The organism is Streptomyces rishiriensis (assembly GCF_030815485.1).
In the GTDB taxonomy this organism is placed as follows: Bacteria; Actinomycetota; Actinomycetes; order Streptomycetales; family Streptomycetaceae; genus Streptomyces; species Streptomyces rishiriensis_A.
In genome coordinates, this window is record NZ_JAUSWV010000001.1 from 283,192 (window position 1) to 302,971 (window position 19,780).

Here is a 19,780-nt window from a genome sequence, read left to right on the forward strand (position 1 = left end):
AGCGGAACTTCCGCTCGCCGTGGAGACGGAAGTCCTGGCGATCGTCGGCCCCGTGACGACATTTGTACAAGACCGAGGACCGGCAGCCCGAGCACCCTCCTGTGCATGGGTACCTACGGCGGTAAGCATGTGCACGGGATACACATGGTCCACGACGGCCCGCGGGAGGCACCGCCGCTCGTGCTCATCCACGGATCGGGGGCCTCGGGCAGCTCCTGGGACCCGGTAGTGCCGGCACTGGCCAGCCGGTACCACGTCATCCGGATCGACCTCCCGGGCCACGGTCAGTCCCCGCCCGCGCCGTCGTACGACGTGCCTGAGCAGGCAGCCGGCCTGGCCGCGGTCCTCGATGAGCTCGGCCTTCGTCGCGTCACCGTGGCCGGGCACTCCAGCGGCGGATACATCGGCACCGCCCTCGCCGAACAGCGCCCGGACCTGGTGGGTGCGCTCGCACTGATCAGCAGTGGCCCGAGTCACGACGCACTCCTTCCGCGGCCCATCCTCCTGCGGGTCCTGATCGGCCCGCCGCTCGGCCCGCTCCTATGGAGAATCCGATCCGACGCGATGCTCCGCCGGGGGGTGACCGCGGTGTGCAACCGCCCGGTGGACGTCCCGGACGACCTGGTCGCCGACGTACGGGGCATTGGCTACCGCACGTTAGGGCGGTGCTGCGCCACAACGGCGCGTACATCGCCGAGAGACGCGTACCCGCGCGCCTGACCGCACTCGGCGTCCCGGTTCTGGTGATCTTCGGCGCTGCCGACCGCCGCTGGGATCCGTCTTCGGCGCACCAGTACGCCACGGTGCTGAACGCGCGAGTCGAGCAGCTGCCCGACGTCGGGCACTTCCCCATGCTCGAAGCGCCGGAGGCGACCGGCGAGTTGCTGCTGCGCTTCGCGGCGAACGGCCGCTGACACCCATCGCCTGGCCTGGTGCTGTGAAGTCCACCGAATCACCACCTGACTGGGCGTCGGTAGAGGTCGCCGTGCCCCGGCAGCCGGGCCGGCTGCCGGGGATCAGCATGGCTGGGTTCCGCCAACGTGCTCCGGCGCGCGTGGATATCGCCATGGTCGCGCACCCCTCGGTCACTCTGTTCGTGGACCTGAGCGACGGAGACAGCCTTGTCTACGACGCCCACGGCCGACGCGAATGCGGCAGCACGATCGTGGGACGGTACCGGGCGACCTTCGGCTCGGAGGCCGGGCGGCCGGGCGGCCGGGGGGGCCGGGGGGGCCGGGGGGGTGTCTCTATGTCCGTCAAGGACGTGGTGCCTGGTGTGCGGGTGTTTGGGGTGTCATGCGGCGAGGGTGATGGCGGGCGTTCTGGACTCGTAGTAGGTGCCGTCACGGAGCATGGCGAACAGGACGCTGATGCGTTGGCGGGCGAGTCGGAGGAGGGCCTGGGTATGGGTCTTTCCGCGTGCTCTTTGCCGGTCGTAGTAGACACCTCACGGTGTCAAGCCATCACGCGGCAACGGCAAGTTGGGTGGGGAAGGCCGTCTGTTCGTCGAACAGCTTGCGATGCTGCAGGCAGTGGTAGAGCTGGCCGATCATGCGGTTGAAGAGGTTGCGCTGCGCGGCTGCGTGCCAGTCGCCCTGCTCGCGTCGTCGCCGGTAGTGGTCGTTGGCTCCGGCGGATGCTCGGAGTGAGGCGAAGGCCCACAGGTATCCGGCGTGGTTGAGCCGATCGTTCTTGACCCAGCGCCGGGTGATGGACGACTTCTTGCCGGAGGCCCTGGTGATGGGCGAGGAGCCGGCGTATGCCTTGAGGCCGCGGGCGTCTGCGAAGCGGGTGTGGTCGTCCCCGATCTCAGCCAGGATCCGGGCGCCGAGTTGGATGCCGAGCCCGGGGAAGCTCAGCAGGATCTCAGCGTCTGGATGTCGAGGGAATGCTTCTTCCACCGCCTCGGCCAGCTGGTCGGCGCCGGCGCAGGCGGCTTCCAGCTGGATCAGCAGGGCGAGCATCTGCTTCCCAAGTGCCTCTTCGATGAGCGGAGCCTGGTGGGCCCAGTCGGCGCGGAGGACGTCACGCAGCCGGTCGGCCTCGGCCTCGATGCCGCGCTTGCGGCCGGCCCGTTTGAGGACGGCCTGGAGCTGGGCCCGTGACAAGTGCGCCGCCCGCGACGGAGTCGGCGCGGTCTTGAGGAGCTCGCGGGCCTCGGGGCGGCATAGTCCGTTTGTCCAGGTGGCGAATGCGTCCAAGGCGGCGGGGTAATACTCGCGCAGCAGGGAGCGGAGCTGGTTGGCGATCTGCTGGCGGTTCCAGGTCGCGTCCTGCTGGGCTCGAGCCAGGACTGCGATCGCCCGGCCAAGGTCTGAGTCCTCGGGCAGTGGCCGATGAGCGTGCATGTCAGTGCGCAGGATGTTCGCCAGCACGAAGGCGTCGCCAGGGTCGGACTTCTTGCGCGAGACCGAGTGGCGATCGCGATAACGGGCGGCGGCCATCGGATTGATCGCGAACACCTTCCGTTGCCCGGTCCTCAACACGGCGACCAAGAGGCCGCGGGAGGTCTCGATCGCGACCGGAATCGGGTTCCCCTCCGTGTCGCCGTACTCGGCGAGCAGGTCCAGTAAGACCTTGTATCCGGCGGCATCATCCGTGATGCGCCGCTTGGCTAACAACTCGCCGGTGTCGTTGACGATGGCAATGTCGTGGGTCCGTTCCGCCCAGTCGATTCCGCAGTAGATCAAGGTTTTCCCCTCCCAGCGTGCTGATGTTTGCGCTGGTCACGAGCGCATGCGGGCCACGCGAGCGACCTAATCCAAGGCCTCGACCATCAAGCGGTCGGGCCGCCACCTCACTAGCCGTTCGTGGCACCAGCGCACCGCACGGGCCCCGGTCTATGCAGGAGCTCAGACAGCTCGGGCCTATCAAGAGGTCACCATGCGGCGGGCTCGCACCACCAACACCAACGAGTGATCAAGCCGGTAGTTGTTGACGGCGGCGACGGCCGTGAAGGTGCCGAGCACTGCGCGATCTACTACTAGGCATCCAAGCCCGGTCCGGGACAGGCATCCACCCGGCGCTGCACGACCGCCACCACCACGAGTGCCAAGACCGCGCACCTGTCTAAAGCGAGGCGTTGCCCGCCCGGCAGCCACTAGATGTCACGATCCGGCACTCGAACATCCTTGGGAACAACCGCCCCAACAGGACGCTCTTAACAATGGATTAGGTGCGGGAGGCCGTGTCGGCGTTCATGCAGGCGAAGGCGGAGAGGAACATCGCGCGTTTGAGCTGCCGGTTTCCGCCTCTGGGTGCGTGTTCGCCGTGGATCGAGGTCCCCGACGACTTCGTCGTGGGGGCGAGGCCGGCGTAAGAGGCGAGGTGGGCGGCACTGGGAAAGGCGGTCCCGTCTCCGACGGTGACCAGTAGGACTGCGGCGGTCCTGACTCCGATGCCCGGCATCGAGGTCAGGACCGGGTGAAGAGGGTGGGCCTCCAGCAGGCTGCTGATCTGGGCTTCCAGTGCCCGGCGCTGGTCGTGGACCGCGGCGAGCGAGGCGGCCAGGGACGGGATCACGATGTCGAGGGTGCCGGTTCCTGGGACCACGACGGTCTGTTCGTCGAGGGCGTCGAAGATGTCGTCGATCAGCCGCGCGGCCATGCGCGGGGCCTTGGGCCTGATGAGTTCGGCGAGTCTGCGGCGGCCGGCTTTCCGCAGAGCTGCCGGGGAACCGTAGCGCTCGAGGAGCCAGGTGACAGCCGGGTGGTCGAGCCGGGGTCCGAGCACGCGCTCGAGGCTGGGGTGGAACTGCGTGAGCAGGCCGCGTATCCGGTTGCTGGTGCGGGTGGCCTCGGCCGCGAGGTCCTGGTCGAAGCCGGTCAGCACCGTGAGCTCGGCGGTGATCTCGTCGGTCAGCTCCAGCGAGCGCAGCGTGTGAGGCATCGTCCGGGCCGCGTCGGCGATCACTGCCGCGTCCTTCGCGTCGGTTTTCGCCTTGCCCGGATAGAGGTCGGCGATCCGCCGCATCGCGAGTCCGGGCAGGTAAGCGACCTCGCATCCGGTGTCGCGGGCGACGGTCAGCGGCAGAGCCCCGATCGAGGCGGGCTGATCCACGATCACCAGGACGGTGCCGAACTTGGCTTTGAGCTTGTCGAAGACGGCCCGCAGCTTCGGCTCGCTGTTGGGCATCGGCTTGTCGAAGACCCTCTTCCCAGCCGGGGTGAGCCCGTGACCGTGGTGAGCGGTCTTGCCGACGTCCATCCCGAGGAAGACGCCCACGCCTTCGATGTCGAACATCGCAGCCTTTCCAGGTCGTTGACCGTGCCGGCCAGGGCGGTGGCACCGTGCTCGCGCATCCACGTTATGCAGACCTGCCGCCCACGTCTGTGCCCGGCATTGCGCCGGACCGGGCGGTGGCCGGGTCTCTCATCAGCGTCTCCGACGGCACCCCACGGCCCGGGCGACACCACCCCCCAGGTCATTCCTTCGACAGAGGGGACACAGTCATACCGGGCCCGGAGGCCAGCAGCCCCATTGCAGGACCGCGAAGAACATAACGGGGGCCGGGGGGCCGGGGGCTCGAGTGCCTCCAGATCCGGCTGTCGCCGGTCCTGGCGGCTGCGGTGTTCGGCGCATCGACCGACCTCAGCGGGACGGTGCGAAGTGAGCTGAGGCCCCACGAGAGACGAGGCATCGCCTCTCAGCATGTGCCCGGATGAGAAGCGGACAGCACAAAACGAGAACGGGTGGGAATCCGACAGGTTCAGCGCGACGGGACACCCGCGAACAAAGCCGAAGGAAGAATCCGCAAGGTCGAGCTGCGAAGCACTGCGAATCTGCCACCTGCATTGCGACGGGACACCCGAGGTCGCACCCACGACGGCCCACGGCCCGACCGGTGACAACAAGCCTGCCTATGTGACAACTGTCGTGCCTCGGCTCAGCGGGGATGGTCAGATCGCTTTCTGTCCGGCGTGATCAGTAGTCCAGGTCGAGGTAGTCGATGTCGTTGATCTCGACGTCACTGAGGCCCCGGGCACGCACACCGCCGTCCTGGAAATAGACGTCCTTGAACCCTTCGGCGATGATCGCGCGCATCTCCTGGTCGCCGGCGCCCTGGTCGCGGGCGTCGAAGAGGCGCTGCGCGTAGGCCGGGGGAAGGTGGACGGTGAGACGGCGGAAGCGGCCGTCGTCGGTGGTGCCGACGGGTGCGGTGTAGCCGAAGCGGGCCCGCGTCTCCACCGTGACGCCTGTGGCGGTGGCGGCCTGCCGGCGGCGGCGCTTGCGAACGCGGGGCTGCCAGCGCTGCCGCACCGCCTCATCGACCTTCGCCGTGACCTCGGGCGGCGGGTGCTTGCGGGCGCCGCGCCGGTAGCGGTTGACCGAGTCGGCGGTGACACCGATCTCCGCCGCCACGGCTTTCGTACTGCCCAACTGCCGGATCAGGAAGCCGATCCGGCCCTTCAGCGTCCTGGGCGGCTCCTGGGTGAACGACTCGCGGTCGGCGCGCTCGATGGCGTCCCCGATCTCTCCCGTCACGGCCCTACTCCCCTTCGTCCAGGACGGCGTCGCCGCCCTTGATGTGACGGGCCGGATTCAGGCCCTGTTCCATCAGGTCGACCGCCCACAGCATCGTCTGCACACCCTCCAGCTTCGCCAGCCCCGGCGTCGGGCCGAGGCGGAACCCGCCGGGCTGCGGCTTGCCGGACGCGGCGTAGGGGAGGAAGTCGAGCGGGCTCTCCCCCGGGCTGGGGTAGACGACGCAGTCGGACAGCACCGCGAGCGGGAACAGGCCCGTCGTCCTGGCCATGTTGGAGAGCTTGCGGTGCATGTTCACCCGCGCCTTGGAGATGACGGCGGCGCGGATGTCGGGGCGCCAGGTCGGGCGTTCCAGCGCCGGCCACCGCTCCCCCGCCTTGTAGGACTTGCCCTGCGGGCGCTCGCGCAGCTTGCCGACGCCGTCTTTGACCGTCGCCTTGATCGCGGCCAGCACGGCGGCCATCACCGGGTCGTTCTGCTTGTGGTCGTGCATTGCGGCGAGAAACTGGCGGTCGTCCAGGTCCTTGGTGACGCCGAGGTCGGCGAGGGTGTCGACGTAGGCGGTCGTGCCACGGGTCCAGGTACGCACCGCTCTCGCGACGCAGGTAGGCCTCGATCGGTGAGACGTTGTAGCCGAGTTCCTGGGCGTAGGCGACGGTGTGCGTCTGATACCAGGCCGGCCCTGTGGGACGGGTGCCGTCAGGGACGAAAGGGCTGGGCAGGCGCGGGTCGAGCTCGACGTGCGAGAGGTCGACCCGCCAGGAGCCGGGGATCTTCGGATTGAAGGCGGGGGCGTGGAAATAGTCCGGGGCGGACAGGCCGACGACCAGGCGGGCCGCGGCCGCGAGGAACGCGGTGTTCAGGTCCAGGCCGACCGCGTACGGCAGCGTGCACTCCTCATCGCTGAGCAGGTCGACGTCGCGCACCCACTGGTAGGCCTCTCGTTGAGGAAGCCGCCGGTCCAGCCGGATTTGACGACGACCGGGTGTTCGGCAGTGGCCTCCGGCGGCGCCGGGTCCACCGGCTCCGACCCCAGACTCCCGGGATTGTGGCCGGACACCCAGTTCCCGGTCGCGCGGTCCTGCACGGCCCGGGTCGGCGGGCGAAGTGCCGTCATCAGCTCAAGGCCGGAAACAGCCGTGGAGCCCCGCGGGGTGATCACCCGCTGGGCATAGACGCCGAGTACACGGGCGATGTCGGCCGGCTCCATGTCCGCGACGCCGGGCCAGGACCGCTCATCGAGAGCGTCCCAGGACAGCAGCGCCAGCTGCACGCACTGCCGATGCCCAGCCTGCGCCTTGCGGTAGATCCGCGCCCACGGGCCGAAACCGCGCTGAGTGAGCTGCCACTTGGCCTTGGCCACCTGCTTGACGACGGCGTGGTCGGTGGGCAGACGCAGGGAGCGGCGCTGCTCGTGACCCTCCAGGCGCTCAGGGAGTCCGAGTTTCACGGCGGCCGCGGCGGTGAGGACGATCAGCGGATCGGAGTCCTTGCCGTTGCGGTGCAGCTTCGGCGCACCGAGGCCTGACTCCTTCAGGGTCCACTCCACCAATTCGGGGATGGTCCGGGCGGGGCAGTCCAGCACGACCCCGTCGACTCCGTAAGCGGAGCCGTCACCGTCCAGCACGGCGAGCGGCCCATGGGGGAACCGCGAGTTCAGGACAGGCCCGGCGGTCTTCTTCGGGGCCGGGCGACGCGACGATATCGCAGGGCGGGCGGCCGGACTCTCAGGTGCGACCGACACGGCAGGCACCTCCACCGCTTCGGTGATCTCCCGCGCGGGATCCACAGGTGCGGTCCGGCCGGTGGACGCCCTGGGAACCGCCGCAGAGGGGGATTCGGCAGCGGGGGCGGGAGTAGGTACGGAAGCGGCGCCGGGCGCCCGGTGCTTCGCGCCGGGCGCCGGGTGCTTACCAGCCCAGCCGTCCAGCAGCCGCCGGTCCGCCGACAGACGCGGCTCCTTCGGCTCGCTCCGGCCGTTCTCCCAGTTCTTGATGCTCTGCGTCGACGTCTTCATCGCGGCTGCCAGGCGGGCCTGCGTAATGCCCGCGGCCTCACGCAGCACGCGCACGCTCCGCAGGGGGCGGAAGCTGCGGCTCCTCCTCGAGCAGCGCGTCGACGGACGCGAACAACTCTTCCTCACTGGTTGCCATACACGCCTCCTCCCCCTGAACACTAGCATTATTTAACCAGTTATTTACCTGCCCGATTAGCCCGATCGGAGCAAGGTGACCGGCGGGCCGGCGGGTGGCTGCCTTGTGCCTCTCCTTGCCGCACCCGGAGCTGCCGCCGCCGGCTGCTCGGCCGACCTCTGTCCTGTCTCTGCGATGTGCAGGCAGTCCCGTTCTTCTGTAGGTGTCCGCGATCGAGCTGCTGCCCCGCTGCCGGCGGCGGATCAACTCCTACGGCATCCGTCTGGGTCACCGCACCTACGACAGCGCGGAGTTAAGCCCGTTGCGCCGCCAGCCGTCCGGTGCCGCCCCGGACGGGCGGAGCTGGGAGCTCCACTATGACCCCTGCGACATCTCCCGCATCCGGGTACGCAACCACCGCGAGGGCAGCTGGATCACCTTGATCTGGCGGCACCTTCGCACTGCCCCGATGCCGATGGGCGAGCCTGGGACCACGCCCGCCGCATCCCGGCCCAGCGCGGCATCGACCCGGTGACCGAGGAGGAGATCGCCCAGGCCGCCATCGTCCTGCTGGACCGCGCTGTCTACGGCCCGGGGAACGAACCCGCGAACTGATCTCCGTAGTGCGACGTGCCGCCGAGTCCTCCGGTACGCCGGATCGCCCTGGCGGCGGTGCGGCCACTCCTGCCCCGCTACGCGAGAGCGGGCATGACGTGCCGATGGCGGCCCCGCCAGGTGCGGCCTTCGAAGTAAGCGAGTCCGAGGACACAGCCCGAGGCCTGCCAGCCGCTGCGGGCCCGCCTCCGGATGGGGCAGCAGATCCTGACCGGTCGGCGATTCGGTCAGAAAGGGCAGCGGACCGGGTCATGAGACGGGCCGGAAGACGGTGGCGGAGCCGATGACGCGCGAGCCGAACCTTTCGCGAACACGGTCGACGGCTGCTACGACGTCCCCTCCGCAGCCCCACATTACCGAACGGAATAGCGAAACACGTGGGCCGGTAAGCCGATCACGAGCGGGGGAGCCATGACGGGGTTCACAGATCAGTCACTAGTCATCCACCGTAGCTGCGTAGTTTCATCCAGGCAGTGGCTTCCAGAAGCCGTCGGCAGGATCCAGCCCCGATGCCGGCCCGCTGTCCAGCAGCGTGCACAAAAACATCAGTACGCCGCTCGATGGTGCACGAGTTCCGACCAATTCGCCTCAAGTGCCAACCGCCACCTGCTCATTCCTCCGAGGAGAAACGATGCCCGATAACAAGCCGGTAGCTCAACACCGCACTGCTACCGTGAAGAATCGGAAGATCTTTTACCGCGAAGCAGGGGACCCGGACGCTCCGGCGATCGTGCTGCTGCACGGCTTTCCCGCTTCGTCCCACATGTTCAGGAATCTTATTCCAGATCTAGCGGACCGCTATCACATCATCGCTCCTGACCACATCGGATTCGGATTCTCCGATGCACCATCAGTCGATGATTTCGAGTACTCGTTCGAGAACCTTACCGCGCACACTCTGGAACTGATTGAACAGCTCGGCCTCCAAAAGTTCGCCCTCTATATCCAGGACTACGGAGCCCCCATCGGGCTGCGCATCGCCAGTCGCAATCCTGACCGAGTCACAGCGCTTCTCGTCCAGTCAGGGAACGCGTACCTGGAAGGCTTCACATCCTTCGCGGACACCCTCGTTGCGTACACGCAAAATCGTCAGGACAACGAGGCAGGCGCCCGTGAGTACCTGACGGCTGCGAAGACTCGGTGGCAGTACACGCACGGTGTCCCTGCCGACCGTATGCACCAAATCGCTCCGGAAACGTGGACTCTCGACCAGGTGTTGATGGACCGCCCCGGCAACAAGGAAGTTCAGCTGCAACTATTCTGGGACTACCAGTTCAACATCTCTCTTTATTCGGAGTTTCAGGAGTACTTCCGCAAGCATCAGCCTTCGACGTTGATCACATGGGGAAAGAACGACGAGATTTTCGGTGCTGCTGGAGCATACGCATACAAGAGAGACCTGCCCGATGCAGAGCTCCATCTTCTCGACGCCGGCCACTTCGCTCTTGAGTCTCATGGGTCCGAGATCGCGGATTTGATCCGAAACTTTCTCCAGCGAGCTTTCGCTTGAAAACGTCGCGACGGTGGTCGAACACTACGGCAATTCAGCGGGTCCCCGGTTGACGACGGTGCCACGGAGCGACCGTCAGCTGTCTGCGGACGGACTGGCTCATCCGGAGGGTGCACCTGAGCAGAGTGGCCGCGAACATGGGAGCAGTTCATACGATTCGGATTCCGACCCGGTGCGAATTACTCAAAGAATAGCGAACCGCCGGGTGTGAGCAGTCGACTCAACCGAGACCCGCGAGCCGCTTCAGAAATCACAGCTCTGCTCGAAGACTTCAAAGCACAACCTCATCCTTCGGAGTTCACGATGCCCGAATCCACAGTGTCGCCTTCTGCGACGGAGGGGTCCACGCGAGAGCGCGCGGAACGGACCCGGACATCTCAAGCATCAGCAGATCTTCGACAGAAAGCCCTCCTGCCTGGCGGTGCATGGCGTTACAGCGCCCTGGAGGGGCTGCTGTCGTTCACTTTGCTGTTCGGAGTCACCACCATTGTTCGATGGCTCGTGGGCCCGTCGTCTCTATCGATCAAGATCGGCGATGGACGCCTGAGCTTCTTGACTGTCGGCGTGACTGTTGGACTGCTCATTTCTGCCCTCATTTTGAGCCGACCTGGCAGAATAAGCGGCGGGCATATGAATCCCGCAATTTCGGTCGCCATGTGGCGTTTCGGAATATTTCCCGGCCGCCTGGTAATTCCTTATGTCGTCGCACAGTTCGCCGGATCCGTAGCGGGAGTGATAGTGGCCCGCCTCGTATGGGGTACGGCTACCGAGGAGCCACCCGTAACTTATGCGGTAATCCACCCCGCAGCAGGGTGGACGGCGACCTGGTTGTTTGCTGCTGAGGCCGTAACTACGGGCATCGTCATCTATGCTGTCGGCTACTTTCTCCAGTCTCCTCGACTTGCTCCTCTAGTTCCGTGGCTGGCGGGGATCCTGATCGGAGCCGCGATCGCGTTGCTGGGAAACGTCACAGGGGCGTCGATGAATCCAGTGCGCCAATTCGGACCGGCACTTCTTTCCGCCGAATATTCGTTCCTGTGGGTCTACCTGGCAGCACCTATGGCGGGTGCTCTTGCCGCCGCACTTCTCCTCGGCTTCACGAGAAGGCGTCGCGCCGTCCTGACGCATCGTCTGTGCGGCACTCAGGAGGACGGATCTGCCGTGCCCATCAGCCATGCGGCGTGAATTGCGGCATCGTGCGTTCTCGCCGCCGCCCAGCGCTGACGCTCACATACGACACGTAGGAGATGTCATTCCATGACAGACTCACTCAAGCGCCTCTGCGAAGAAGGCGTCGCGATCTGGCTGGGCGGCCTGCCGGCGATCACCGAGGTCATCGGCCTCGGCATCAGCGTCAACGTCACGCTGATCTTCTCGCTGGAGCGCTACCGCCAGGTCATGGACGCCTACCTGTCCGGCCTGGAGCATGCCAAGGAGCGCGGCCTGGACCTGTCGAAGATCCACTCCGTGGCGTCCTTCTTCGTGTCCCGGGTGGACACCGAGATCGACAAGCGGCTCGACGCGCTCGGCACCGACGAGGCCAAGGCCGCCCGCGGCAAGGCGGGCCTCGCCAACGCCCGGCTCGCCTACCAGGCGTACGAGGAGGTCTTCGCCGGCGAGCGCTGGGCCGCGCTGGAGAAGGCCGGCGCCAACAAGCAGCGTCCGCTGTGGGCCTCCACCGGTGTGAAGGACCCCGCCTACAAGGACACCCTGTACGTGGACGACCTGGTCGCCCCGAACACGGTGAACACCATGCCGGAGGCGACCCTGTTCGCCGCCGAGGACCACGGCTCAATCACCGGCAACACCGTCGCCGGCACCTACGAGCAGGCCCGCGCCGAGATCGACGCCGTCGAGAAGCTCGGCATCTCCTACGACGAGGTGGTCCAGCTCCTCGAGGACGAGGGCGTGGACAAGTTCGAGGCGTCCTGGAACGACCTGCTCAAGTCGACCGAGGCGGAGCTCCAGCGCCTCGCCCCCTCGATTCCCGAGACTCGCACCATCGGTTCGGTACGGAAACAGCGGGCTGCGTCTGCAGGTCATTCCCACTCAACAAGTCATGCATAAAAGAGTCAGCCCCTTCGCTCAGAATCTCTGGACGTACCGCTTGATCCCCTCAACCTCCCAGGAGCCACGGTGAAGATCTTCCGAGTACGACGAATGCGCACGATCAGCCTTCTCACCCTTGTAGGTGCGCTGGGCGTGACTGGCATATCCGGAACCCAGGCAGCGGACAACGCTGGCGATCGGCAGCCCAGGGCGAATACACAGCGCTCAAGCAGGACAGCGCCCAAGCCCACGGTGGTGCTCGTCCACGGGGCCTGGGCGGACTCCTCCGGGTGGGCGAAGGTCGCCCGTGACCTGCAGGCTCAGGGCTACCAGGTCCTCGCACCGCCCACTCCGCTTCGCGGGCTGAGCGAAGACTCGGAGTACCTGTCGGCGTTCCTCCGCGACCGAACTACCGGCCCGGTTGTCCTGGTCGGTCACTCGTACGGAGGGGCCGTCATCACGAACGCCGCCACGTCGGACAAGGATGTCGAAGCCCTTGTCTTCATCAATGCGTTCGTTCCGGACGCAGGTGACAGTGTCCTCGGACTGCTGGACCCGAATCACCAACTGGACCCGGCCGACCTCTTCGAGTTCATGCGCTACCCGGGTGCTCCGGACGGCGACTACGACCTCTACATGAAGCAGAACGTTTTCCCGGACGCCATCGCGAATGGGATCCCGGCGCGCGACGCGGCCGCGATGGCTGCGGCACAGCGGCCTGTCACTCTGAGCGCACTCACGGACAGGTCCGACACTCCGGCCTGGAAATCGCTGCCGAGCTATTACCTGCTGGGAACCCAGGATCACATCGTTCCCCCCACCCTCCAACGCGCGATGGCCGAGAACGCGGGAGCCAAGATCACTGAAGTGAAAGCCGGCCATCTCCCGATGATCACCAGCCCGCGCGCCGTTGAGAAGCTGATCATCGAGGCAGACCGGTCCACCCCGGCACGCTGAAGTGGATTGCAGGAGTCCGGGCACGCGTCTCCGCTGCAGCCGGCCCCGGTTCCTCTCGTCGCGCCACCTGTAATGACGCGAGGCCATGGCTGGGATCCCATCGGGGGCACCGCGGGAACATCCCGGCTCCATGCCGCCCTGGAGGCTCCACCAGCATCGCAGAATCCGAGACCAGAGCCATGATCCGCCAAAGCGAGGGAAGCCCGATGAGGGGTCCGGTCAGCATCGCGGATGCCTCAGCCGACAGGCCCGGGTTCGGCCATCCCGAACAGCATTGCCTCGAAGTGAGCGAAAGCCGGGACGACACAGCGTGCACCATCCGCGTACGTCGTGCCCTGCCACATCGCGGCCGCCGAACGGTCGGCGCACGGTGTTCTGCCGACCACATGGGTTCAGCGCACGTCACCGAGAACCGTGGCCCGGACGTGGGTCCCCATCCTCACATCGGGCCACAGACCGTCACATGCCTGACTGGTGGCCAGGTGTTGCACCATGACGGGCTGGGCTCAGAGCAGGTCGTCAAGCCCGGACAACTGAATTTGACGACATCCTCACGTGAGTGCGGAACTCGACCTGCACCGTCCAGTGCGGTACCTCTGCGCCGCGACTTCGAGTACGCTCTCGCGCTCCTTGCAATATGTGCATCTCCCAGCTCAATGCCTGCGCCTGCTGCCTGAGCATCCACGTGCGTGACGCCCTGGAGGCCGACAAGACACAGCAGCGCATCGTGGTCCTGCCGGCCTGGCGTGACACCGAGCTCTTCACCGATCAAGAACGCGCCGCCCTCACTCTGGCCGAATCGCTGGTCAGCTTCCTGACAGCCGCCGACAAGACCTCGACTACGGCGAGGCTGCCTGCTTCCTCAGCCCCGAGCAGCTGTCCGTCATCAGCTGGGCCTCGATCGTCATGAACGCTTTCAACCTGGCCTCGATCGTCAGCCGGCATCACACCCCTCCGCGCCACAATCCACCCTCTTCTCACCGTGATGGAGACAGCAGCCAATGAACCGCACTGTCCGCGACAACGCCGAGGCCAGCCGCTACGAGATCTTCGAGGACGGCCGGCTGGCCGGATTCACCGACTACAAGATCACCGGCAAGAAAATTGCGTTCAACCACACCGAGACCCTTGACGGCTTCACCGGACGCGGCGTGGCCGGTCACCTCATCGCCGAGGAACTGGCCGACGCCCGGCGCCGCAATCTGGCCGTCCTGCCCTTCTGTCCTGTGGTCCGCGGGAGAATCGCCCGCCAACCCGAGGAACACCTCGATCTTGTGCTCATCGAGGACCGGCAACGCTTCGACCTCCCCGCCTGACCGTTGACGCTCGCTTTCGCCAAAAGGCATGGTTCGTCGCAGAGGAGTTGGCCTCGAAGCGAAGTGGACAGGCAGGTGCATCCGGAGCGCGTAAGTGACGCCCCGGCGCTCTCAGTTGGGCGGGACCGCGTAGTCCGCGCCGGCTGGCTCCTCCCGTCTGGGGGGAGAGGTCAGGCCGGCGGTGAGGGGGGCGCTTGGGGGGTATGTATCGCCCCCTTGCTCCTCGTCTGTCGCCAATTCCGCCCGTCCTGTCGAGGGCGACGGCCACGGTGCCGTCCTCGATGAAGGAGAATGACCCTCCGTGGGAGACATCAGCGTCAGCCACTGACGCACACACCTCATACACCGTGGATGTGTCTGCGTGAGCCGAAGTCACGGGAATCGCACCAAGGCTGACGTGTTGTCACTCGGCGGCGTCGGCCGGCGTTGACATGAGGTTGGGCCGGAGCCCGCCTGGCAGGCCAGGACCTCTGTCGTTGAGGGACGAAGGCCCTCTCGGCAGTCACGGCGTCACGGGCAGGTCGGCATGCTGGCGTCTGGTCGCGAAGCATGACGATGAGGTCCTCGCGGGTCATGCTTTTGCCCCGGTGACGGGTAGCCGCCAATCGGCTCCGGGTGGCAAGTACCTCTGACCAGCTCTCCTCCTCGTGCCGACTGACCGATCGCGAGTGGCTCCGCGACCACCAGCAGCAGAGCCGGAGAGGTATCCGCGTCGGCTGCTTTCGCCGGATGTCTCGTCCGCCAACTCCATGTGAACCGGAACTCGCCTGCTTCGAGTATCACTGACGAACCTGGAGGTCGACTCATGCCTGACATCACCATGGCCTGTTCGCATGCGCCCGAATCCCCGCTCGCGTTGCTGCTGAGGACGGCCGCCGACGTGAATGGCCCCAGCGCGATCGAGCAGCGCGAGGACGCGGAGACTGCCGCTGCGTACCACGCCTGGGCTGCCTACCCGCGCACCATCGCCCAGGCAGTGGAGCCCGCGGACTGGCAGGGATTGTCGGCCACGGATCACGGCGGCAGGTACTTCAAGCCGTCGGCCGTGGCGTGGCTGGACGGCGGTCTGTGGCTGCACCACACCCTGCGCATCACCGAGCACGGGGCCGCGGCCGACGTCCTCACGCTGATCTTGCCGTGCGCCTGTGGCCGCTACACCGACATCACCGTGGACAGCGAGGGGAGGCTGCTTGAGTTGCTGGCGGAAATGACGGCAGCGGGCGGCCGGTCGGTGCATGACGAGACGAGGGGCGACTGCCACTGCACATCGGCCGTGCCGCGGCCGGACGGACTGCGTTGACATTTTCTCCCTCTCGAAGTGGGAAGGCATTCCTGCCGCGCCATTGAACGCTCCGATGTCGAGTGGGTTTTCCTGCTGTGCTGTGCGGAGCGGGTCCGGATGGCCTTCTTACCGGCGATCCGCCTGGGTCAGGGCCGCGGCTGTTCTCCGCCGTGGCCCGACTCGGCAGACCGCCCGCAGCCTCGCCGGACGCTGTCCACGACAGCAGGCGCCGGTCGAGCACGGCAGCTGAGGTCCTGGCGCATCTTCTGCAGGTATCGGCGCAGCCCCATCTGGGGATGCTGCGGCCGGCCCTGCTTGGAAAGGCAGGACCGACTCAATTAGCCGGCTACGCATGTCAGTCGATCGGGGACCACTCTGACGAAGCTTGGCGGATGTCATCGTTCGGAGTGGACAGCTCCTACGCGCAGGCCGTGTGCGGAGTGGTCGCTGCATTCGTTCGTGCTGAGCGGAATATTGAACTGATCTTTCGAACCCGGTGAGTACACGCGGAGGAAAGCCACACTCTTGATTTGGCATTCAGCTCCGGACAGGCCGGACTGTCCGTTGCGGGCCTGCACCTCCGCGACAGCGTGCCCGTTCGGGACCAGTGTGACCCTTGCCGCCGGGGAGTTCGTATCGCGAGATGCGGCGTCCCCGATCTGCACACCGTCACGTCCTCGAAACGAAACCCCCGGGAATCCGGTGAGTGAGCACGGATTGTCGCCGGTGTTCTGGAAGGAAAGTTGGAAATTTGTCATACCGCCGCCACCCTCACGGTTTTCCATAGCAACCTTCAGATTGCCTGACTCACACTGGGCTACAGCATCTCCATCTCCCTGCGATGTACTGTCAACATCCGAGTCGTCTCGTGCAGAATCTTCACTCGCCCCACTATCCTGTATTTCGTTACGCGGACCATTTGATGCGAGGGAATCCGCACTCGAATCGGCAGCACCGACCCTCGAAGGCTTGGGGGTGCTGCCAGCGTCGTCATTCCCCGGTCCACACGCTGTCAGTGCCATCCCAGCAACGGTGACAACGAGAGCAGATACAACTCGACGACCGGTTGCGATATTCATGCGCGCCTTCTTGTCCATAGAAATCGGTATGGAATTCTTTAAATTATCAGCCCCGGGCGAACGGGAGATGATCTCCCTTGATCGCGCTCCACAATGAGCTGTACGCGGCCCAAAGCGATTGAGTCGCTCCGACGGTTCGAGTGATGGCCGTGCGGTAAATTCGACCTGGATACAGCGGGAAGGGAACGGGCCAGGGTCGGCTCGTGCCAGGCTGCCCCACAGCGGACCTGATGGTTTTTCGGACTTCAAATCAAGTCTTGTCGGACCACACGGTGAACTACTGCGGTACATGTATATTTATCGCATCCGTAGGCCACGTCGTTCACCAGCTCGACCAGGGAGGCCGGGGCCGGAGGATACCGTCCTCTCGCTCTGCGAGACCGGACCCTCGGTGACTGGCTTCAGAATGGCAGCAGCCGCTACGGCGTAGCCGTTCATGGAACTTGCAACACGCATGGGTGTCGCGCCGGTCGGCGGCGTCTGGCCGCGCTCCAGGCAAGCCAGTGCGGCCGCGCGCTCATTATCCCGTCTGGCTGCCTGCGGGTCGGTGATCTGCAGAGAGGCCGGGATGAGTTCGCTGAATGGAGTCGTTCTGATGGGAATGTGGTTCAGCGAGGGAGCTACTGAGCGGAACATTGCATGCCTTCGATTCCCGAACTTGCGATCGAACAAGATCCGGAAGCGATCAATAGAGGCAGCGTCACGGGCGCGATAGGTGTCTGCCGCGCGTTCCGCGCGTGCCGCCTGCACCCTCCTGCTCTCCGGGTCGATCTCCACCTCTGTATGCACAGCAATTTTGATCCTCATAGAAGCCGCATCCTCCTCTGTCATCTTTCTTCTGCCGGCCCTCACGGAGGCTCTTTTCAGCTACTACGGATGCAGCGGCGTTTCGGTTCTCTTCTCACCCGACGATGTTCCACAGTCCGCGGGGCCGTCCTGGTTGTCAGCCACCGAGGTCGATGGTCGGTTCCGCAACGGGAGAAGGGGTCGTCGGCCCCTGAGTGGTCGGACAGGGGCCGGTGGGCGTGCATGTCGGTGCGGAGGATGTCGCCGAGGACCCTGGCATGTCATGGGTCGGACATCTTGACAGGCCTCGACCGCGTCGCGGTCGGGCCGCCACCTCACTAGCCATTCGTGGCACCAGCGCACCCCACGGGCCTCGGTCTATGCGGGAGCTCAAGCGGCTCGGGCGTGTCAAGAGGTCACCGTGCGATGGGCTCGCACCACCAACACCGACGAGTGACCGAGCGGGGAGTCAGTGACGCTCGACGGCGCAGGACGCCATCCGGTCTCAGCCGAGGCCTCGCGAACGGGTCGCACCGGCGTCGGCAGACCAGCGCGACGAGAGCACGCTGTGCGGCCGGAGCGTGCAGCGGTGTTCACCCTCAAGGGTGACGGTGAGCATCGTGCCCACCCGATCGCCAGGTGCGGACCGTGTCCGGAGCGATCCGCAGCCGACGCGACGCCTCCATGATCGAGTGGCCGTCGGCGCACTCCAGCACGATCCGCGACCGCTGAACCAGAGCCTGAGCCGTCACACGGCGGCGTCATCACACAAGGTGACCAGCCCGCCTCGCCCTACGGCACAGCAGGAATGAGACTCACCCGCCGCCGTCCCAAAGCGGCCCACGGTGAGCGGCCCCGCAGCCGATGCCGGAATACGACGACACCGCAGCCGTTGAATACCGCTTCCTGCCTTACCGGCGCTGCTGACCGTAGGAATTTCCTGTGCTGCTGGGCCCGTGGATCGGCATTGCACCCGCTGGCGCACAGGCATATTGCGGCTGGGATGTTCCGGTTCCCGAAGTGGGGGCATGACCCGGGGTCGAGGGGGTTGCCAGCATTGCCGCGTACGAGGCGTAGGCCGACGCCCCGGGAGTCATCGGCTGTTCCTGCCCATGGATATCCTGCTGCCGCGAGCCGGCGGCCTCCCGCCGGGGCGCCTGGCCATATGCCGGGCGCGCCGCACTTCGCTGCTGCTGAATAACCTTCACATAATCCAGCAGCACCTTGTCGGACGCCGCACCGCTCTTCAACTCTTCTCGCCATTCACTGAGCAGTTGCATGGACTGCGGCTGCGTCCAGAGATGCGGCTGCACTTTGCCCCACTCGTGGTAGTGCGGACGCGAAGTGTCCTGCCCAGGAATCCCTGTCGATACATGAAGGCGGGTGTAGTACATTCTTGCCGCAAAACGCATATTACTTTGCATCGCGAGAGCCCACTGCCGCAAAGAATGGTGCTCCGACTGCACGACACCGGAAACAGAGGCCGTGGCGACAGCCGGGGGGACAGGCGTGGGGACAGGCGTGGGGACAGGCCGAGCCACCGGTTCATGTCGTGATGGACCTGCTCCAGCCGTCGCCGTCGGGGAGTGCTGATGGACCGGGGGTACGGGGCGGAATCCCGAGTAGGAGGGCACGAAAGGCTCGGGCCCGACCGGGGCGGAGATGCGGGTTTGAGGCATGGAGGGTTGAGTCACACCTGAAATGCGAGTGGTTGGCATTCCAGACGTAGGTGTGTCCTCTGGCAGCAGTAGTTTGTCCCCGATCGCAATTACGTTGAAATTTCGCTCTCTCAGGGCCTTTGCCGCCTCAGGTAGCAGCGAAACATAATTCGGATCCTTTTTCCCTGCTGCACGCACTTTCGCTCTGTACAGGATCTGTCCGACATCGATGCCATTTACATGATAAGAACTGGGTGGCAGCTTGGGACGCCCGTAGTCGTCCTTAGCAAATGGATAACTCCTAATGAAGGCCGCGACCGCCAGGTCCTTCACGTGGCGCGCATATTCAGACTCCGTCTGCGTATCGTGCGCTAATGCCTGCCTGTCTCCGTGCGCCACGATGGAGAAACCCTTCACTCTAAGGCTTTCCACCTGGTAATGATCAAGATTCCTGTCAACGCTACCCAGGTGGTCGACCCGTGCACCGACCAATAGTCGCGCAAGAGCACCTATGTCATTCGGTGCGCTTGTACTTGGTATGAGAGGACGCCCGTTCGCATCCCTTTCAAATTCGAAATTTTCTATGACTTCCACAAAATCGCGCATCGGTACTCCCTTTTCCGTGATAATGGCGTGCCGGGTTCGGCCCCGCCCCGCTGCCCTGCAGGAGCCCTGCTCATAAGGGATACAGGCTTGTCGAGAGTTTCTGCTGGTACTACGGATGCGGCTCCGCAGAAGTTCGGTGCGACTCGTCTCTATCGCCGCGATGCGGTACGTGACGGCCTGCTGGCTGGGCTTCGCCCAAGGCTGGAAGTCAGCGTGTTTTTCAGTCGGCGGCAATGGTGTTGAGGTCCAGGTTGTGGCTGTGCAGAGGCCGGGTCCGAGTTTGTGGATGAGCCCGGTGTCAGCCCA

At 65.5% G+C, this 19,780-nt stretch carries 13 protein-coding genes and 5 pseudogenes; 10 read left to right on the forward strand and 8 right to left on the reverse strand.

Going from position 1 to position 19,780, the window contains the following annotated elements; translation table 11 throughout:
- The first annotated feature begins 105 nt into the window (after positions 1-105).
- A pseudogene (locus QF030_RS01475) lies at positions 106-914 on the forward strand (alpha/beta fold hydrolase).
- A 380-nt stretch (positions 915-1,294) separates the two neighbouring features.
- On the opposite strand, the pseudogene QF030_RS01480 reads toward QF030_RS01475, so the two are convergent.
- The 5 genes and pseudogenes from QF030_RS01480 to tap all read right to left on the reverse strand — a co-directional run.
- Positions 1,295-1,441 (reverse strand): annotated as a pseudogene (locus QF030_RS01480) (IS110 family transposase); the annotation flags it as partial.
- Between the two features lie 22 nt (positions 1,442-1,463).
- On the reverse strand, positions 1,464-2,690 hold the full coding sequence (locus tag QF030_RS01485) for an IS110 family transposase (protein WP_307160798.1): 1,227 nt from the start codon (positions 2,688-2,690) through the stop codon (positions 1,464-1,466).
- Between the two features lie 484 nt (positions 2,691-3,174).
- A pseudogene (locus QF030_RS01490) lies at positions 3,175-4,242 on the reverse strand (IS110 family transposase); the annotation flags it as partial.
- Positions 4,243-4,923: 681 nt separating this feature from the next.
- On the reverse strand, positions 4,924-5,484 hold the full coding sequence (gene tpg, locus QF030_RS01495; RefSeq protein ID WP_307160799.1) for a telomere-protecting terminal protein Tpg: 561 nt from the start codon (positions 5,482-5,484) through the stop codon (positions 4,924-4,926).
- A gap of 4 nt (positions 5,485-5,488) precedes the next feature.
- Positions 5,489-7,637 (reverse strand): annotated as a pseudogene (gene tap, locus QF030_RS01500) (telomere-associated protein Tap).
- Positions 7,638-7,839: 202 nt separating this feature from the next.
- On the opposite strand from tap, the gene QF030_RS01505 reads away from it, so the two are divergent.
- The 9 genes and pseudogenes from QF030_RS01505 (at position 7,840) to QF030_RS01540 (ending at position 15,363) form a co-directional block, all read left to right on the forward strand.
- The gene (locus QF030_RS01505; protein WP_307160800.1) at positions 7,840-8,151 is read left to right on the forward strand and encodes a Mu transposase C-terminal domain-containing protein; all 312 of its coding nucleotides are present in this window, start codon (positions 7,840-7,842) and stop codon (positions 8,149-8,151) included.
- Positions 8,152-8,862: 711 nt separating this feature from the next.
- Entirely contained in the window at positions 8,863-9,741 is an 879-nt protein-coding gene (locus tag QF030_RS01510; protein WP_307160801.1) for an alpha/beta fold hydrolase, read from the forward strand.
- Between the two features lie 303 nt (positions 9,742-10,044).
- A complete protein-coding gene (locus QF030_RS01515; RefSeq protein WP_307160802.1) occupies positions 10,045-10,926 on the forward strand; it encodes an MIP/aquaporin family protein in 882 nt (293 codons plus the stop codon).
- A gap of 126 nt (positions 10,927-11,052) precedes the next feature.
- Positions 11,053-11,724: pseudogene (gene tal / locus QF030_RS01520) on the forward strand (transaldolase); the annotation flags it as partial.
- 153 nt (positions 11,725-11,877) lie between these two features.
- A complete protein-coding gene (locus QF030_RS01525; RefSeq protein ID WP_307160803.1) occupies positions 11,878-12,747 on the forward strand; it encodes an alpha/beta fold hydrolase in 870 nt (289 codons plus the stop codon).
- 206 nt (positions 12,748-12,953) lie between these two features.
- Entirely contained in the window at positions 12,954-13,424 is a 471-nt protein-coding gene (locus QF030_RS40430) for a pirin family protein (protein WP_373428718.1), read from the forward strand.
- A complete protein-coding gene (locus QF030_RS01530) occupies positions 13,307-13,657 on the forward strand; it encodes a carboxymuconolactone decarboxylase family protein (protein WP_307160804.1) in 351 nt (116 codons plus the stop codon). The genes QF030_RS40430 and QF030_RS01530 overlap by 118 nt, the downstream gene beginning before the upstream one ends.
- A 91-nt stretch (positions 13,658-13,748) precedes the next feature.
- A complete protein-coding gene (locus QF030_RS01535) occupies positions 13,749-14,063 on the forward strand; it encodes a GNAT family N-acetyltransferase (protein ID WP_307160805.1) in 315 nt (104 codons plus the stop codon).
- Positions 14,064-14,868: 805 nt separating this feature from the next.
- Positions 14,869-15,363, forward strand: a complete 495-nt coding sequence (locus tag QF030_RS01540) for a hypothetical protein (protein WP_307160806.1) — start codon at positions 14,869-14,871, stop codon at positions 15,361-15,363.
- Between the two features lie 377 nt (positions 15,364-15,740).
- Here QF030_RS01540 and QF030_RS40435 read toward each other — a convergent pair whose 3' ends face one another.
- The 3 genes from QF030_RS40435 to QF030_RS01550 form a co-directional block, all read right to left on the reverse strand.
- On the reverse strand, positions 15,741-16,715 hold the full coding sequence (locus QF030_RS40435) for a DUF4232 domain-containing protein (RefSeq protein ID WP_373428711.1): 975 nt from the start codon (positions 16,713-16,715) through the stop codon (positions 15,741-15,743).
- A gap of 1,094 nt (positions 16,716-17,809) precedes the next feature.
- On the reverse strand, positions 17,810-17,962 hold the full coding sequence (locus QF030_RS01545; protein ID WP_307160807.1) for a helix-turn-helix domain-containing protein: 153 nt from the start codon (positions 17,960-17,962) through the stop codon (positions 17,810-17,812).
- A gap of 159 nt (positions 17,963-18,121) precedes the next feature.
- Positions 18,122-19,474 carry a hypothetical protein gene (locus tag QF030_RS01550; protein WP_307160808.1) on the reverse strand — a complete coding sequence of 451 codons (1,353 nt, stop codon included), beginning with the start codon at positions 19,472-19,474 and terminating at the stop codon, positions 18,122-18,124.
- Positions 19,475-19,780 lie beyond the last annotated feature (306 nt).

Coding starts and splice junctions, on each gene's coding strand:
- QF030_RS01510 (WP_307160801.1), top strand. CDS start 8,863: ATGCCCGATAACAAGCCGGTAGCTCAACACCGCACTGCTACCGTGAAG.
- QF030_RS01515 (WP_307160802.1), top strand. CDS start 10,045: ATGCCCGAATCCACAGTGTCGCCTTCTGCGACGGAGGGGTCCACGCGA.
- QF030_RS40430 (WP_373428718.1), top strand. CDS start 12,954: ATGAGGGGTCCGGTCAGCATCGCGGATGCCTCAGCCGACAGGCCCGGG.
- QF030_RS01535 (WP_307160805.1), top strand. CDS start 13,749: ATGAACCGCACTGTCCGCGACAACGCCGAGGCCAGCCGCTACGAGATC.
- QF030_RS01540 (WP_307160806.1), top strand. CDS start 14,869: ATGCCTGACATCACCATGGCCTGTTCGCATGCGCCCGAATCCCCGCTC.
- QF030_RS40435 (WP_373428711.1), bottom strand. CDS start 16,715: ATGTACCGCAGTAGTTCACCGTGTGGTCCGACAAGACTTGATTTGAAG.
- QF030_RS01550 (WP_307160808.1), bottom strand. CDS start 19,474: ATGCGCGATTTTGTGGAAGTCATAGAAAATTTCGAATTTGAAAGGGAT.